The sequence below is a fragment of the Elioraea rosea genome (assembly GCF_007644105.1).
Classification (GTDB): domain Bacteria; phylum Pseudomonadota; class Alphaproteobacteria; order Acetobacterales; family Acetobacteraceae; genus Elioraea_A; species Elioraea_A rosea.
Window position 1 is genome coordinate 76,098 of sequence record NZ_VFAC01000002.1, and the last position, 14,458, is coordinate 90,555.

General features: G+C 67.5%; 17 protein-coding genes and 1 pseudogene. 5 read left to right on the plus strand and 13 right to left on the minus strand.

All coding sequences use genetic code 11. From position 1 onward, the window contains the following. Positions 1 to 648: 648 nt before the first annotated feature. Positions 649 to 1,116, minus strand: coding sequence for a hypothetical protein (locus tag FIF60_RS02030; protein WP_144183334.1), 468 nt, complete (start codon positions 1,114 to 1,116; stop codon positions 649 to 651). Further along, complete coding sequence (locus tag FIF60_RS02035) at positions 1,094 to 2,140, minus strand: hypothetical protein (protein WP_144183336.1); 1,047 nt, start codon at positions 2,138 to 2,140, stop codon at positions 1,094 to 1,096. The genes FIF60_RS02030 and FIF60_RS02035 overlap by 23 nt, the downstream gene beginning before the upstream one ends. Before the next feature lie 216 nt (positions 2,141 to 2,356). On the opposite strand from FIF60_RS02035, the gene FIF60_RS02040 reads away from it, so the two are divergent. Together FIF60_RS02040 and FIF60_RS02045 are read left to right on the plus strand one after the other, a co-directional pair. Next, positions 2,357 to 2,998 (plus strand): hypothetical protein, encoded by a 642-nt coding sequence (locus tag FIF60_RS02040; protein WP_144183338.1) that lies wholly within the window; start codon positions 2,357 to 2,359, stop codon positions 2,996 to 2,998. After that, on the plus strand, positions 2,995 to 3,339 hold the full coding sequence (locus FIF60_RS02045) for a hypothetical protein (RefSeq protein WP_144183340.1): 345 nt from the start codon (positions 2,995 to 2,997) through the stop codon (positions 3,337 to 3,339). Before FIF60_RS02040 ends, FIF60_RS02045 begins: the two co-directional genes overlap by 4 nt. Before the next feature lie 113 nt (positions 3,340 to 3,452). On the opposite strand, the pseudogene FIF60_RS22355 reads toward FIF60_RS02045, so the two are convergent. Continuing rightward, positions 3,453 to 3,628, minus strand: a pseudogene (locus FIF60_RS22355) (IS3 family transposase); the annotation flags it as partial. A gap of 572 nt (positions 3,629 to 4,200) precedes the next feature. Here FIF60_RS22355 and FIF60_RS21460 point away from each other — a divergent pair. From FIF60_RS21460 to FIF60_RS02060, 3 genes are read left to right on the plus strand one after another with little or no spacing between them, the layout of a single operon-like run. Continuing rightward, a complete protein-coding gene (locus FIF60_RS21460) occupies positions 4,201 to 4,560 on the plus strand; it encodes an ankyrin repeat domain-containing protein (RefSeq protein ID WP_158639019.1) in 360 nt (119 codons plus the stop codon). Between the two features lie 30 nt (positions 4,561 to 4,590). Continuing rightward, complete coding sequence (locus FIF60_RS02055) at positions 4,591 to 4,884, plus strand: hypothetical protein (protein WP_144183344.1); 294 nt, start codon at positions 4,591 to 4,593, stop codon at positions 4,882 to 4,884. A 56-nt stretch (positions 4,885 to 4,940) separates the two neighbouring features. Further along, entirely contained in the window at positions 4,941 to 5,261 is a 321-nt protein-coding gene (locus FIF60_RS02060) for a hypothetical protein (RefSeq protein ID WP_144183346.1), read from the plus strand. Here the strand turns inward: FIF60_RS02060 and FIF60_RS02065 are convergent. The 10 genes from FIF60_RS02065 to FIF60_RS02110 form a co-directional block, all read right to left on the minus strand. Further along, positions 5,230 to 6,051 carry an alpha/beta hydrolase gene (locus tag FIF60_RS02065; RefSeq protein WP_204251065.1) on the minus strand — a complete coding sequence of 274 codons (822 nt, stop codon included), beginning with the start codon at positions 6,049 to 6,051 and terminating at the stop codon, positions 5,230 to 5,232. The genes FIF60_RS02060 and FIF60_RS02065 overlap by 32 nt on opposite strands. A 100-nt stretch (positions 6,052 to 6,151) precedes the next feature. Further along, a complete protein-coding gene (locus FIF60_RS02070; RefSeq protein WP_144183348.1) occupies positions 6,152 to 6,823 on the minus strand; it encodes an amino acid ABC transporter permease in 672 nt (223 codons plus the stop codon). Next, the gene (locus FIF60_RS02075) at positions 6,820 to 7,509 is read right to left on the minus strand and encodes an amino acid ABC transporter permease (protein WP_144183350.1); all 690 of its coding nucleotides are present in this window, start codon (positions 7,507 to 7,509) and stop codon (positions 6,820 to 6,822) included. The genes FIF60_RS02070 and FIF60_RS02075 overlap by 4 nt, the downstream gene beginning before the upstream one ends. Before the next feature lie 55 nt (positions 7,510 to 7,564). Next, positions 7,565 to 8,386, minus strand: coding sequence for a transporter substrate-binding domain-containing protein (locus FIF60_RS02080; protein ID WP_144183352.1), 822 nt, complete (start codon positions 8,384 to 8,386; stop codon positions 7,565 to 7,567). An 85-nt stretch (positions 8,387 to 8,471) separates the two neighbouring features. Next, positions 8,472 to 9,272 (minus strand): HpcH/HpaI aldolase family protein, encoded by an 801-nt coding sequence (locus tag FIF60_RS02085; protein WP_158639020.1) that lies wholly within the window; start codon positions 9,270 to 9,272, stop codon positions 8,472 to 8,474. Further along, positions 9,262 to 10,338, minus strand: a complete 1,077-nt coding sequence (locus FIF60_RS02090) for a malate/lactate/ureidoglycolate dehydrogenase (RefSeq protein WP_144183356.1) — start codon at positions 10,336 to 10,338, stop codon at positions 9,262 to 9,264. Before FIF60_RS02090 ends, FIF60_RS02085 begins: the two co-directional genes overlap by 11 nt. Further along, positions 10,335 to 11,369, minus strand: a complete 1,035-nt coding sequence (gene pdxA / locus FIF60_RS02095; RefSeq protein WP_144183358.1) for a 4-hydroxythreonine-4-phosphate dehydrogenase PdxA — start codon at positions 11,367 to 11,369, stop codon at positions 10,335 to 10,337. Before pdxA ends, FIF60_RS02090 begins: the two co-directional genes overlap by 4 nt. 1 nt (position 11,370) lies before the next feature. After that, positions 11,371 to 12,465, minus strand: a complete 1,095-nt coding sequence (locus tag FIF60_RS02100; RefSeq protein ID WP_144183361.1) for a four-carbon acid sugar kinase family protein — start codon at positions 12,463 to 12,465, stop codon at positions 11,371 to 11,373. Further along, positions 12,462 to 13,271, minus strand: a complete 810-nt coding sequence (locus FIF60_RS02105; RefSeq protein ID WP_158639021.1) for a DeoR/GlpR family DNA-binding transcription regulator — start codon at positions 13,269 to 13,271, stop codon at positions 12,462 to 12,464. Before FIF60_RS02105 ends, FIF60_RS02100 begins: the two co-directional genes overlap by 4 nt. Before the next feature lie 21 nt (positions 13,272 to 13,292). Next, positions 13,293 to 14,204 (minus strand): NAD(P)-dependent oxidoreductase, encoded by a 912-nt coding sequence (locus FIF60_RS02110; RefSeq protein ID WP_144183366.1) that lies wholly within the window; start codon positions 14,202 to 14,204, stop codon positions 13,293 to 13,295. Positions 14,205 to 14,458: the final 254 nt, after the last annotated feature.

Below are 14,458 nucleotides of genomic sequence, written 5' to 3' on the forward strand. Positions count from 1 at the left end.
GGCCCCAGGCTCAGGACCTTCTGCGCCATACTCCACCGGGACTCCCGCTGCGCAGAATGCGCCGCAGCCGACCGCCCCCCCCCGACGGCGGAGAGCGAGTGCAACTATCGCAACGGCAAGCTGCTTCCGGGAACCGATCCTCGCGTTCGAATCGCGGCACATGGCTAGGAGGTTTCCGTTATCCTGCCTGTGCCGAGTGGTGAGAACTTCGGCCGATCCGTGGACACCTCAGCAGCAACGCCGGTTGGTGGACGCGACACACCCCCCGAACCGATTGCCAGTTCTCGCTTCAAGAGCGCTGGTTCTCTCCGCCTCCCGGTACGGATAGGGGGCGACCGGAAAGGTGATCAAACACAATGGGCGGTCATCGACCCAGAGGCGCCGGCGCGGTGGGCAGCCTTCGGACCAGGACCGACCCAATGTTCGCATCCATCCGCATCGGCCCAGCGCCATGACGACGGCTTCCTTCTTCCCATTCGCACGCGCCGACAGCGTATCGAGGGATCCGCATCCGTAGTCGGGCATCGCGTCGGGCAAATCCGTCACAGCGTCAAGGTGCATGCGAGCTCATTCCTCGGTGGAACGTGCACCACACGGCTCGGGGCCACACGCGCCGTCCGCTGCGACGGAAGGCCCCGGCTGCGTCGCTTACTCGGGCCGCAGCGACCGGAAGAATGCCTTGCCGATCGCGTGCGCGCTTGCGGCTCGTTCCTCGGCGCGGGGGTCTGACTCAAGCCAACGCTCCATCATGCCGAGGACGACCGTCCTCCCTCCCCCCGCGAGGCAGTAGCGGAACTCGTTTCGGAACAGCCCGACGTCGTGCACGAGGAGAAACGAGGCATCCCTAGACTCGTGTTCGGTGCGAAGTGGGATGCACCGCGTTCCCGGCAGATCAGGACCGAGCTCGATCGACCGCAGCGTTCCATGCCTGCTGCCGACGTGTGGCGCATAGGTAGTGCTCTCGCCACGATGATCGCGTTCGACGATGGCGCTCAGGATGCGGCGAAGCGCGGGCAGCTCATCCCGGTGTAGCCTGTCGCCATCCCATCCATCGGGCCGGACGTCAAACGCAAGCAGGTTCAGGAGATAGAAATCATCGGCAAGCGAGCGAGACATCTCCCCCCCCCGCGCGGCGATCGAGCTCGGTCAGATCCTTCACGAAGATTCTGCCCGAAGAGTTGGGACCGCTCGCGATCTCACACCAACCGGTCCCAGGCACGGTCATCGCGTAGCGCGACATGCGAAGCTCAGGCACCGGCCCGGCGTGATGATGGCCGTTGTAACGGAGCCTGCACTGCAGTTCGTGCATGCGCACCAACGCGTCGGCCTGGTCTCCGGCTGCGCGACCACCACCCTCTCGCGGTGAAACGAGGCGGCTCGAGCCGAAGAATCCCGCGAAGATCGCCTGGGCGCGCGCGCTGCGCCGGGTTGCGCCGGGGTCATCGGGAGAGAAGATCTCGAGCGCGTTGAACTCGGCCGTCTCGCCCGGAGGCCCGGTGCAAAAACGCTCCTCGACGCGCTGCTCGGCGACGGTGCCCTGAGGAAAGGCAGGATGGAAGCTGAACGCACTCCGCGTCCTTACGGGCACGCAGCCGGTTTCCACGATGTCTGCGCCAATCTCCGCGTCGAGCAGCCTGACCAGCTTGCTCTGGCCGACGCGCAGGAGTTGCCCGCGCAGTTCGCCGGTACCGCCGCGCGATACTGCGCCGAGCACATCCCGCTCGAGGAGACTTCGAAGCTCCGCGACATTCGTATAGATCGGGCCATAGGTCGTCTGGAAGCCAGGTACCCAGGCAAGGTTCGCGAAATGCGGCAGCGCGCGCGCCTCCGCATGGCCCAACTCGATACGGAACACGGTCGTTTGGCCGAGATGAAGCATGCAACCAGGCACAGCGGGGAGGATGGCCGTATAGGAACGCCCAATCCGGATCGTCCGTTCGGCGGGGACGCCGTAGGTCCCGCCGGCACGCACGCACTCCTCGACGAGCGACCCTGATAGCGGCAGTGATGCTTCCCCCGCGCATCCGGGACTCCAGAGGAACAGCAGCGCGAGCAGGCACCGGCCCACCCCCTTTTCGCTTGCCGGAGACTGGCGGCAGGACGCCCTAAAGCGATAACCGATCTGATAAGGCAACGGCATCAGCGACCCCCAAAAAGGCTAAGGTTAGCCCGCACGCACGGCAGCAACGTTGACCTACGTCACGGCGCCATGTTGGACAGCGCCCGTCCCCAGGCTCGGAAGCTGATCCTCGCGATCAGTCCCTGATCGTGTCGCGCGACAACCGCCGAGAGCTGCGGTGGATCAATGCCGTGTCGTCGCCCGGCCGCTAGCCTTCCTTATCGTTTGCAGCACGCGATGGAGCGCGCGCTCCAAGGATTGGTCGTTGCAGGAAGCGACAGGCGGGTCGCGATCGGTGGCGAAATCCGCCAGGTCTCAGCGATCCTGCCTGGTGAGGGATGGTGCGAGGTGACTGGCGTTCTTGGAAGCAGCATCCGCCAGTTCGTGCACATGCCGCCGCGGGTGGAGTGGCAGCGGGCGAACCGGGATGCTTCGTCGTTCGACATGCATTTCGAGATAGTCGAACTTGCTTTCCTGCCACCTCCAGCCGGCAGTGCGACCTATCTTCCGATTGAGCCCGTGCGCGCGCGCTTCGCCGATGCGCTTCACGGAGGCGGCGGGCCAGGGACAGGCCTGGGATCGGGCCTGACAGCACCGGTCCGCAGAGGGGCGAAGGCCGACGTCGGTCTCGTCGACCCGGCGACCGGGTGCTTGCCCGTGAGCATGGATGGCGACATGCCCGTTCCGAACGAGACGCCCCGCCGGTTCGAGATGCGCTCCCGCGTCTGCGTCACACAGGCTGGGGTCGACGCTGCGGCAACTCTTCAACTGCTTCAGGAGTGGACGCCGTGCTCGCCGGGCAAGTCCGAGCGCGTGCAGGCATATCGCGGCACGGCCGAGCGGCTGTTCGCATCCATGCGCCTGGGCGGTGCGCCATGACCGACAAGGCGGGAGCACCCCGCCGCGCCGTGCGCCGCGCGGGGCTCGCCCTCATGCTGCTGCTCGCAGCCTGCGCCGCGGACAGCGGCGCGGTCGACCCGCAGTGCATCGCCGCCCGCGAGCGGTTCGAGCAGATGTGGCCGATGATCGCAAACGCCTTCGGGATATCCGGCGTTCCGCCCGGCAATGCGCGGCCTGAGATCGTCGGTGGCTCCTTCGGTTCAGCGATGAGCAGCATCCCTGATCGTGGCACGAGGCGACGCTGCTATGACTCGACGATGAGTGCGTTCGGCTTCTTCTCCTATCCGCCCTTCGAGCAGGTGGATGCGCTCCGCCGCTGAGTCCGCCTCACCCCGTCAGAGAGACGATCCCGCTTTGGCCGCCGCTGCGCTACTTTCAGCCCCTCCCGACGCCAGATCCGCTCCGCCGGCTTGGCGTTCGCCAGCCGCGGCGGCTTGCGCTGGGTCGAGCAGTGCTGCCCGAGCACCGCGCAGGCCCGACGACCGAGCACGCCAAGCGCCGCGACGCCCTCGATGCGGGCCCCGCGGCGGGCGGGGCTCAATGGTCTCCCGAAGTCGCCTCGTTCAGGATCAGCTTGTGCAGCGTCAGCGCGGTCACCGCCTCGCGCAGCTTGCCTTTGATCTTCCCGGCACTGTGCTGCTTCCTCGCCATGTCGCCCTCCTCGCTCCGTCGAAACGAACATACGTCCCCGAGCGCTCAGACGGGGGAGGGTCAGTCATCACCACCCTCTCCTGCGGCGTGTTTGCCATCTTCTGCGCCACACCCGTGATCCCCTCGAGGCCGCCGGACTACACGACTGGCGGACCGCTCCGAGGGCCCAAGTCAGGATGCCGACCGCGGAACGATACGTTTCAATTTTTGTTGCTGCGAAGAAGCGAAGCTGCCAAATTTCAACTTCTGTGAACGACGGCACAACTGGCGCGCATGCTCCGGATCAACGTCCTGGGCGCGGGCCGTGCCGGTCGGAATGTGCTGCTGCCCTGCGCCGACGGTCTGTCATGAAGCCTGCGAAGACACGATGGCCGCAAGGCCGTCTCTACCTCTCGGGCGGTTTCCTTCTGCTCGTCCTGTCAGGCTGCACGACGGGCGACGCAGGCGTCGCCACAGGGTCGCCAACCTCAAGCTATTGTCGGGCAGCTCCAGCTAGCATCAGCACCGTGTTGACGGTCTCGCGACCGAGCATGTCACCGGAGGAGCACGCCGCCGCCAGCGGGGACCTGGCGGCGGTGCAGCGCTGGCGCGCCAGCAGTTTGCCCGAGCCCATCGGCAGCAGCGGCACCACGCTGCTCCAATGGGCTGCGCTCGGTGGCCAGACACCGGTTGCCGTGTTCCTCCTGGACTCGGGGGCCGACCCGAATGCCAGGGATGCGTTCGGCGACACGGCGCTGCATTCCGCGACCGTCGCGTGTCGTACCGACGTAATGCGCCTGCTGCTGTCGCGTGGCGCCAATCCCGAGCTGCGCAACCGGCGGGGAGACCGCGCCCTGGACATGGCTAGTCGTGCCGGCGCCCCGGACCTTGTCCGCGTGCTGCAGCCCTGAGGCGGCCCAGCGGCCGGCCCGGGATCGGGCATGACGGCGCTGATCCGCGGAGGGGCGAAGGCCGAGGTCGGGGCCGTCGACCGGGCAACGGGGTGCTTCCCCGTGAGCATGGACGGCGACATGCCGGCCCCGAACAACAGGCCCCGCCATTTCGAGATGCGATCGCGCGTCTGTGTCACGACGGCAGGTCCGGGCGCTGCGGCGCGCCTCCAGCTTCTGCAGGAGTGGACGCCGGGCGCGCCGGATGTGCCCGAGCGCGCGCAGGCGTATCGCGGCTCGGCCGAGCGTCTCTTCGCCTCCATGCGCCTGGGATGTGCCCCATGATCGCAAAGGCTGGAGCACCGTGGTGGCGGACGGCGCGCGGTGCAGTCGTCGCCCTGATGCTGCTGCTCGGCGCCTGCGCTGCGGACAGCGCGGCCGACTCGCAATGCATCGCCGCGCGCGAGCGGTTCCAGCAGATGTGGCCGGGCGCCGCAAGATTGACGGCTCCTGAATACGCGGGCGTTCAGCCCTCCGATGCGCCAGCTGAGATGGTCAGCGGCGTGTTCGGCTCGGCTTTACAGTTCAACTGGATCCCTGACCGCGGCGCGAGGCAACGCTGCTACGACTCGACGATGCGCTCGTTTGGTTTTCGCTCCTACGTTCCCTTCGAGGTGATCGATAGCTGGCTCACCCCACCAGGGAGACGACCGCGCGGGTGAGCACACCGTCGGCGCGCACCAGCTCGTCGAGGATCGAGAAATGGTTCGCTCCCGGAACCGGCGGCGCCTCCGCCGCGTTGCCCGCCGCGACCCAGGCCGCGGCATAGTCGGCCGACTGGCGGCGGAGCTCGGGCAGCTCGTCGCCGCCCCAGGTGACGGTGAAGCGAACGCGGCTCGGTGCGATGTGGCGCATGGGGCTCAGCCGCTCCGCTTCCGCCGGGTCCATGCGCAGCGCATCGTTCAGCCCGCCTGCCTGGACGGGGGCGAGGTCGTACACGCCGCTGATCAGCAGCGCGGCATCCACCGCCGGGTTGGTGGCGCAGGAAGCGGCAAGATGCCCGCCGGCAGACCACCCGGACAGCACGAGCGTGCGCATCCCGAAGCCCAGGCCGCGCGCATTCGCAACCAGCCAGGCCACTGCAGCCTGGGCCTCGGCAACCACCTCTGTCATCGTCGCGTCCGGGCACAGCGTGTACCCGGCAAGCGCAACATCGATGCCGTGCGCAAGGGGCCCATCGGCCATGCAGGCGAAACCCTCCTTGGCGTTCCGCTGCCAGTAGCCGCCATGGAAGAACAGCATCAGCGGGGCGTCCTTCGCACCGCTCGGGAACAGGTCGATCCGGTTCCGCTCGCGCGGGCCATAGGCCTGGTCGAGCACCGCCCCCGGCATCGCACGCCGCGTGGCACCGAGCTCGCGCCAGCCGGCGAGCCATTGCTGACTGTCGGCGACGGCGCCGGCATTGTTGTAGGCTCTGTCGAGCGTCTCGCGGTCCATCTCGCGCCAGGTCACGGCCCCATCCCTTTCTTGGTTCGGCGGACTCGATGCAAGCAGGCGGCATGCCAAATGCCGAATGGCGGGCCGAGATCGCCCGGTTCAAGCCAGGCCCGCCTCAGAGAAGCTCGACCCGCGCCTGATGCCGCCCGAACCTGCGCTCGAGCCGCCCCGCGACCAGCGACAATGGCCAGCACACAGCGAAGTAGAGCATCGCGACGACAGGATAGACGGTCATCGGCTGGAACGTGACATTGACGATAAGCTGCCCTGCCCGCGTCAGCTCGATGAAGCCGATGATCGAGGCGACCGACGTTCCCTTGATCAACTGGATCAGGAAACCCGACGTGGGGGGAATGGCGATGCGAAGGGCCTGCGGCAGCACGATCCATCGCAGGATCCTGCCGCGAGGCAGCGCAAGCGCCGCACCCGCCTCCCACTGCGCCTGGGGAACGGCCTCGATCGCGCCGCGCCAGATCTCGGCAAGGAAGGCCGTGGCGTAGAGCGTGAAGGCAAGCGCGACGGCTGGCCACGGGTCGAGCCGCACGCCTGTCAGGACAGCGAGGCCGAAATAGGCAAGGAACAGCTGCATCAGAAGCGGCGTGCCCTGCACCAGGCCAATATAACCCGCGGCGCACCACCTCAGCACCGGCAGGCGCGAAACCCGTGCGAGAGCGACAATAAACCCACCCACGAATCCGCCGGCGAACGCGACCGCGGAGAGCGCGATCGTCCAGCGCAGGGCTGCGATGAGAAAAAGCAGCTCCGGCAGCTCGAAGTCTCTGCTCATGCGCGCCTTCCTGACGACGGCGCACGGCCGCGCACGAGCAGCGTCCAGTACACCCCGTCGAGCAGGAGCCGCGCGGCGAGCGCCATCGCGAGATACAATGCGGTCGCGACGAAATAGAACTCGAACGACCGGAAGGTCGTCGACTGCAGCGTGTTGGTGACCGCCGTAAGCTCCTGCGCCGAGATGGCCGAGACGATGGAGGAGCCAAGCAGAAGCAGGATGAACTGGCTCGCCAGCGCGGGGTAGGCGACAGTCAAGGCCTGCACCAGGACGATGTGGCGGAAGATCCGGTACCATGAGAGGCCCAGCGCGCGGCCGGCCTCGAGCTGCCCCCGTGAGACCGCCTCGATGCCGGATCGGATGATCTCCGTCGCATAGCCGCCGAAGTTGAGAGCGAGCCCAACCAGCGCCGCCTCGCCGGCATCCATCCTCAGCCCGAGCGCAGGCAGGGAAAAGTAGATGACGAAGAGCTGTACGAGCAGAGGCGTGTTTCGGATCACCTCCACGTAGGCTGACACAGCGAGCCGGACGGCGCGCGGCCCGAGGCTGCGGCCCGCGGCGCACGCGACGGCAATGACGAAGCCAAGCATGAAGGCGCCGGTCGACAGCGTGATCGTCAGCCAGGCGCCCGCCAGAAGGTCCGGCAGATGCTCCCAGACGACGCCGAACTGGAACACATAGCTCATGTTGCGCGGAGCGGGTTGCGCGGCGGTCCGTGTCGTCGGCCCGCCGCGCCGACACTCAGATCGTCGGTAGAGCCACGAGCTCGACGCCTGTATAGCGCTCGTAGATTTCCGCGAGCACGCCATTCTGCTTCGACAACATGATCCAGGTGTTGATCCAATGCCTGAGCTCATGGTCGGCTGGCCGCACAGCCGGGGCGTAGAAGGCGGTCGTCACGGTGTACTTGTTCTGAAGTCCCGCGCGGGGATTGCGGTCGGCCACCGACTTTGCAGCGAAAGCCGACATACCGGCAGCGTCGACCTGCCCCGAGAGAAGAGCCTGGATCGTTGCGGCAATGTCGTCGAAGAAGACGATGTTGGCACCCTGCGGTGCGCTCCTCGGTACGGTTGCCTCCTCGAGCGTCGCCCGGGTGATGCCGATCCGTTTGCCCGCGAGATCGGCCGCGTTCCTAATGGTTACGCGCTCGGGCGCGGTGATGACGATGGAAAGTGCGCCATGCGGATTGGCGAAAGCGACCGTCTTGGCGCGCTCGAGCGTGATGGACAGCGAAGAGATCGCGACATCCGCGCGGCCCGAGAGCAGGGCGGGAATGCGCTGCGGCCCCGTTACCTGGACGAGGTCGAGCTCCACGCCAAGATCCTGCGCAAGCCGCCGCGCCGTCGCGATCTCGGAGCCGTCGGGCTGATTGTTCCGGTCGAGGATCCCGAAGGGCGGAGATGTCACCTCTGCGGTGATGCGGATCTTCTTCTCGCGGATAATACGGTCGAGCACGGAGGGGCCCGAAGAGGCAGGCGCCTGTGCGGCGCTCGGCGTTGCAGCAAGGGCGAGGCCGGCTGCGCCAATCAGCGCACCGCCTGCGAACATGTCACGTCGTTCCATGATTCAGCTTCCTTCCCGTTGTCGTTATCGTTGTCGTTGTTTCGCGCCGGGTTCGTCCGAGCGCGTTGCGGATCGGGCCTCGGCATCAGCCGCCGCCCCCTCCTGGCTGCCGCGCTGCGGCAAGTTCGGCCGCGAGCGCGCTTCTGAGAACGGCCACCTCATGGCCGATGCACAGGCATCGAAACCCGCGCGAGAGGGCGTGCCTTGCTGCTGCGGCATCGGCTGCGACCCAGCCGAGTGGTTTTCCTGCCGCTGCTGCAGCGGCGATCAGCCGCTCCTCCGCCTCCACGTAGCGGGGATGAGAGAACTGTCCCGCAATGCCGAGGCTGTCGGACAGGTCGAAATGGCCGAGCCAGCCGATGTCGATGCCCTTCACACCGAGGATCTCGTGCGCATTAGCTACACCCCGTTCGCTCTCGATGAGCGCGATGGTGAGCACACTCTCGTTAGCAGCCCGCATCGTCTCGGCCGCGTCCCTTCCGCGCCAGTCATCGTGGCCGACGCCGAAGCCGAGGCCGCGCCTGCCCTGCGGGCGGTATCTGCACCAGGAGACGAAGGCCTCTGCCTCCTGCCGCGTCTCGGTCATCGGCAGCATGATCCCCATCGCCCCGGCGTCGAGTACGGGCGCGACCTGCGCGTAGCCATGGCCGGGAACGCGTACCATCGGAACGATCCCGGCTGCCTTCGCGAAGGCAACCTGGGCCTTCACGGTCTCGATGCTGATGCCGGAATGCTCCATGTCCAGAATGACGAAATCGGCCCCAGCGGCCGCCAGAACGAACGGCAACCCTGGCGTGAAGAACTCGAACGCCATGACACCCCACGCCGTTCCGCCCGAGAGCAACGCGGTGCGCACGGGATTCGTCCGCGCGGTGTCATTGCGCATCACGGCATGCTCTCTGGGCAAAGTGCGGAATGGAGACGCCGAGTGACGACGCGGCCTCGGCAAGTTGCAGGCAGGTCTCGCGATCGAGCGGAATGCCATCCCGGCTCCGGGCCCCGCGCGTTTCGCGCTCGATATCTCCCGGCAGCAGCGGGCGTGTGCCTGCCTGCTTCGGCCGCGCGCTGCCGACCCACTCGACGAGCCGCGCGACATCGGCTGCGAACGCCTCCGTCGTGCCCAGTCGCGCAGGGTCGACCGCGAGGGTGAGCATGTTGTTGACGAGGCGCCATGCCGTCGCGTTTTCAGGGTGGCTCGCGTTGCCACCGGTCAGGCTTCCGGCGAGGATCTCGCAGAATACCGAGAGGCCGGAGCCCTTGTGTCCGCCAAACGGAAGGATCGCGCCGGGAGGGTCACGATAGAACGCGGCGGGATCCGTGATGTCGTTGCCGGCACCGTCGATGATCAGCCCAGGCGGCAGAGTGTCACCCTTGTTGCGAGCGACCTGGATCTTGCCCTCCGCCGTTGCCGAGGTCGCGATGTCGAGCACCAGCGGCCCGTTCGGGCCCGGCGCTCCGGCCGCGATCGGGTTGGCTGACAGGCGACGCTCGGCCGATCCATGCGGCGCGACGAGAATCCCGTAGCCTGATGTGTTGACGAAGTGGACAGAGACGATGCCCGACAGTGCCAGCGCCTCCGCCCAAGCGCCGATGCGCCCAAGGTGGCCGCTGTTGCGGATGCCGAGCAGACACAGCCCGTGTTGCCGCACGCTCTCGGTCGCGATCTCCATGCCTTCCGCGCCGATCACCTGGCCGTAGCCGAACCCGCCATCGACCACGACGAGAGGGCCCGCATCGACAACGCGTGTCGCATGCCGGTTCGGCAGCAGCTCGCCGGCCTTGACCCAGGCAACGTATTTCGGTGCGCGGATCGCCCCATGGCTGTCATGCCCGACGAGATTGGCCTCGACGAGATGCGCCGCGACACAGGAAGCCTCGGCAGGTTCCGAACCCGCAGCCTGGAAGAGGCAGCGCAGGAGCCCGTCAAGCTCCTCGGCGGCGACCGTCGTCATGGTCGGGCGCCGGCGAGCGCGGCGGCGAGCTCGATCGCCTCGATCATGCTCTGCTCGTTGGCAATCCCACGGCCGGCGATGTCGAACGCCGTGCCATGGTCGACCGAGGTGCGGATGATGGGCAGGCCCAAGGTCACGTTCACGCCGCTCAGCCCGGTCCAGGCACCCGTAGCCGGGTCGATCCTGAAACCGAGCAGCTTGATCGGGATGTGTCCTTGGTCGTGATACATCGCGACGACGGCATCGAACTGGCCGGCGGCTGCCTTGACGAACACCGTGTCACCTGGAACAGGGCCTTCGACGTCGTGGCCGCGCGCGCGCCAGGCGCGTACGACCGGCACGGTCACGTCGTCGTCCTCCTTTCCGAACAAGCCGCCCTCACCGGCATGCGGGTTCAGCGCGGCGACCGCAATGCGCGGCCTGGCAATGCCAAGCCTCGTCAGCGCATCGAGGGTGAGCGTGAGCGTGCGCTCGAGCCGCGCCGGCGTAAGAAGCGAGGGAACACGCGAAAGCGGGACGTGCGTCGTCACATGCGTCACCCGCAGCGGGCCGTGTGCGAGCATCATGCAGCTGTCGCCTGCGCCCGTGAGATCGGCCAGCATGTCGGTGTGGCCAGCGTAGTGATGCCCACCGAGATTGAGCGCTTCCTTGTTCAGCGGGGCGGTCGCAATCGCGCCGACATCCCCCGCCATCGCGAGGCGGACGGCCGTCGCAACAGCTTCGTAGGCGAGGTGCCCCGCGGCGGGCGAAACCTGGCCGAACGCGATCGGTGCCGGGGCGGGACCGGTCTCGACCACCGCGACCTCGGGCCACACCGCTCCAGCTTCACCGGGAAAGACGGCTGGGCGGAACCGCGCCCCGAGTTCCAGCGCATCGTTCGCGCGCTGCAGCTCCTCCATCGCACCAACGATCGCAGCGCCGATGGCACCATCCCCTTCGCGGGACGCCAGGGCACGGAGCGCCTTCAGCGCGATCTCCGGCCCGACGCCGGCCGGGTCTCCCATCGTCACCGCGATCAGTCGAGAAACCATGTCATGACCCTGTGGTTGTTGCCGCGAGTGCGCCGGCGATGGTGCCTCCGTCGTCGAACGCGCCGGACCGGCTGAGAAGCTGCGTGCCGGCCCATACCCCATCGACCAGTCCGGCAAGCGGGAGGCCAGGCGCGATCTCTCCTCTGACAGAGAGGAGGGAGCAGCCGAGCGCGGCAAGCAGGGAGGCGAGCGTGTCGCCCCCGATCACGGCGAGGAGGTCCGGCTTCGGCGCGGCGCGAAGCTCGGCGAAGCATCGGCTCATGCGCGAGGCGGCAGCATCGGTCGTGCTCGCCGGCGCGGCATCGAGGACGACGGACTCGCCCGACGCGAGTTGCGCCGTGGCGCGCTGGCCGAGTACGCGCGGATCCGTATCGCCGTCATCGTGCAGCACGCGCTCCGGGTTCTCACAACGCAATGCGGCGATCTGCGCCTGCGCAACAGGGTGGCGGCTTGCCGTCACCACCAGAATGCGCTCGGCGCGAGGCATCGGAAGCGTTGGAGTATCTCCGGCCAGAGCCCGCGCGAGACCAGACGATCCAGCCCACAGCACGGCGCGATCCCCGCGATGGGCCTCGACGAGGGCTTCAAGAGCGGCATCGTCTGCGGCGTCGCACACCGTGAGGCCCGTAGCGGCTCCAGCGCCCTGCAGCATTCTGGAAAGATCCGGCCCCTCCTCCTCGTCACCCGATGCCGTGCGCACGATCAGGCGCCCGCCACGCACGAGGCGCCCCTGCGCCGGAAAGGCCGGGCAGACGACGGTGCGCTCGAACCTGCCAAAACGATGCGCCGCGACGATCTCGGCCGCGGTGTTGCCGCGGAGAAGGCTATCGATCTTCTTGAAGGCGGGGCTCCCATCGGCGAGCCATTGCGAGAGGTGCTGGACGCGCGCTACCGCCGCAGCGTGCGGCAGGTCACGCGACGCGCTTGAGAGCGCGGCATGAGCTGCAATTTCTGGGGAAAGGGAAGGCCAAGGCCCATCCTCCTCCATCGCCTGGAACAACCAGGCCACGGTGATCGGTGCCCGCCCTGCCGCGAAGGGAGCCGAAGCGTCGAGCGCTCCAGTCAGATCATCGGCGAGAAGCCGCAGGCCGGTCACCGCCCCGCCTCCCCGGCACCCGTCACAACGCTGACGCCGGCTTCCTCCAGCGCACCGCGCGAGTCGGCGCCCAGGTCAGGATCGCTGATGACGAGATGGCCAGGTCCGAGCGTGAGAACGCGGCAGAACGCCACGGTGCCGAACTTCGTGGAATCGGCCAGGACCGCGACGCGACGCGCGCCGCCCGCCATTGCCTGTTTGATCGTCGCGATCTCGATCGAGGTCTCGCTCACCTCCGTACCAGAGACGGCGTGCGCGCCGAGAAACGCGATGTCCGCCGCGAGCCCACGGGCGAAGGACACGCCCGGCTCTCCCATCAGCGTGTAGGAACCTGTTCGCAGGCTACCTCCCGGAACGATGAGGCGGACACGCGGTTGTTCGGCCAGAACGGCGGCGATGCGCAGATCATTGGTGATGGCGGTAATCGCCACGCCGCGCGATACGGTGGCGCGCGCGGCCTCGAGCACGGTCGAGGAGCTGTCGAACACGACCGACTGCCCATCGTCGAGAAGCGCGGCGCCGGCGTGCCCGATGGCTCGCTTTGCGTCCGCATGCTGGTGCTGGGCAATCGCGGGAGCAGGTTCAAACGTCGTCTGCGCTATGGTCAGCGCTACGGCGCCACCATGCGTCCGGCGCAGCAATCCCTGCGCCGCCAGGTCTCCGAGATCGCGCCTGACGGTCGAAAGCGAAACACCGATCACCTCTGCAAGCTCGGCAATCGCGGCAATCCCGCGCGCGCGGACATGATCAAGGATGAGCGCGTGACGCGCGGCCGGGATCAACTGGGACGTGTCTTCGAGCTGCATCCGCGCGGCTGACATCGCGGTCTAGTCCGGCAGATCCCGGATATGGCCGCGGGAGAGTCGCGCAACGATCTCCGGCAACACCGGCATGAACCGCTCGCCATGTCCTTGCGCAAGCGCCATCTGCCACACCTGGCTGCAGGCCTGCGCGACGAAGGACGGCGCAGGTGCCGCCTCGGCCATCCGGCAATAGGTGCGCATGTCCTTCGCGGCGATCCTGATCGGCCCTTTGAGGCGGCTGTCATCGCCTTCGAGAACCCACGGCATCATCATCTGGAACATGGCGCTGTTGGCGCCACCGGCAGAGACGACCTCATACAGCTTCCTCAGGTCGACACCGAGGCGGCTTGCCGTTGCCACCGCCTCGGAGATCACGGCCGATGTCCCGATCGAAATGAAGTTGTTGACGAGCTTCAGGGTGTGCCCCGCCCCGAGTGGCCCCGCCTCGATGATCGTATCGGCATAGCTGGCGATGATCGGCTTCACGCGAGCGACGGCATCGGGCGAGCCGCCAAGGAACGTCGAGAGCTTGCCCTCCTCTGCCTCACGCGGCGTGCGGCCGACCGGCGCATCGACCATCTCCACGCCGCGTTCGGCGAGGATCGTGCCGAGCCGTCGCGTCAGGGCGGGATCTGACGAGGTGCTGTCGACCAGCGTGGCGCCGGACGAGAAGCCTTCGAGAAGCCCTGCCGGCCCGAGCACCGTTGCTTCAACCTCCGCTGCCGAGGGCAAGCAGAGGAAGACGATGTCACTCGTTCGCGCCATTTCGGAAGGCGTATGCGCCTCGGTGGCGCCCCGCGTCAGCAGGTCGTCGACGGGGGCGCGGTTTCGATGCCCAAGGATCGTCAGGGGGTAGCCGTTCCGAAGGATGTGCTTTGCCGCTCCGTGGCCCATCAGCCCGACGCCGATATAGCCAACCCGCGGCTTGGTGCTCATCCCCGTCCCTCCTTGAGCCCGCTCGTGCCGGGCTATCTTGAGTCGAAACCGTTATCACGTCTGCGCGCTTTCGGCAATTGTTGCGCATTTCTGCGCAAAACTGCGCAGCGCTGCTGCGGTGGACACGGCACGCCGTCGACCGCTGAGCGCGTCGACGCTGGGACCATGTTCGCCTGGCTGCTTGATCGATCGCATTCGTCCTGAAGAAGGTCGACGCTGACGATGACGTTCCCGGCGGTCGGCCAGTTCTGTGA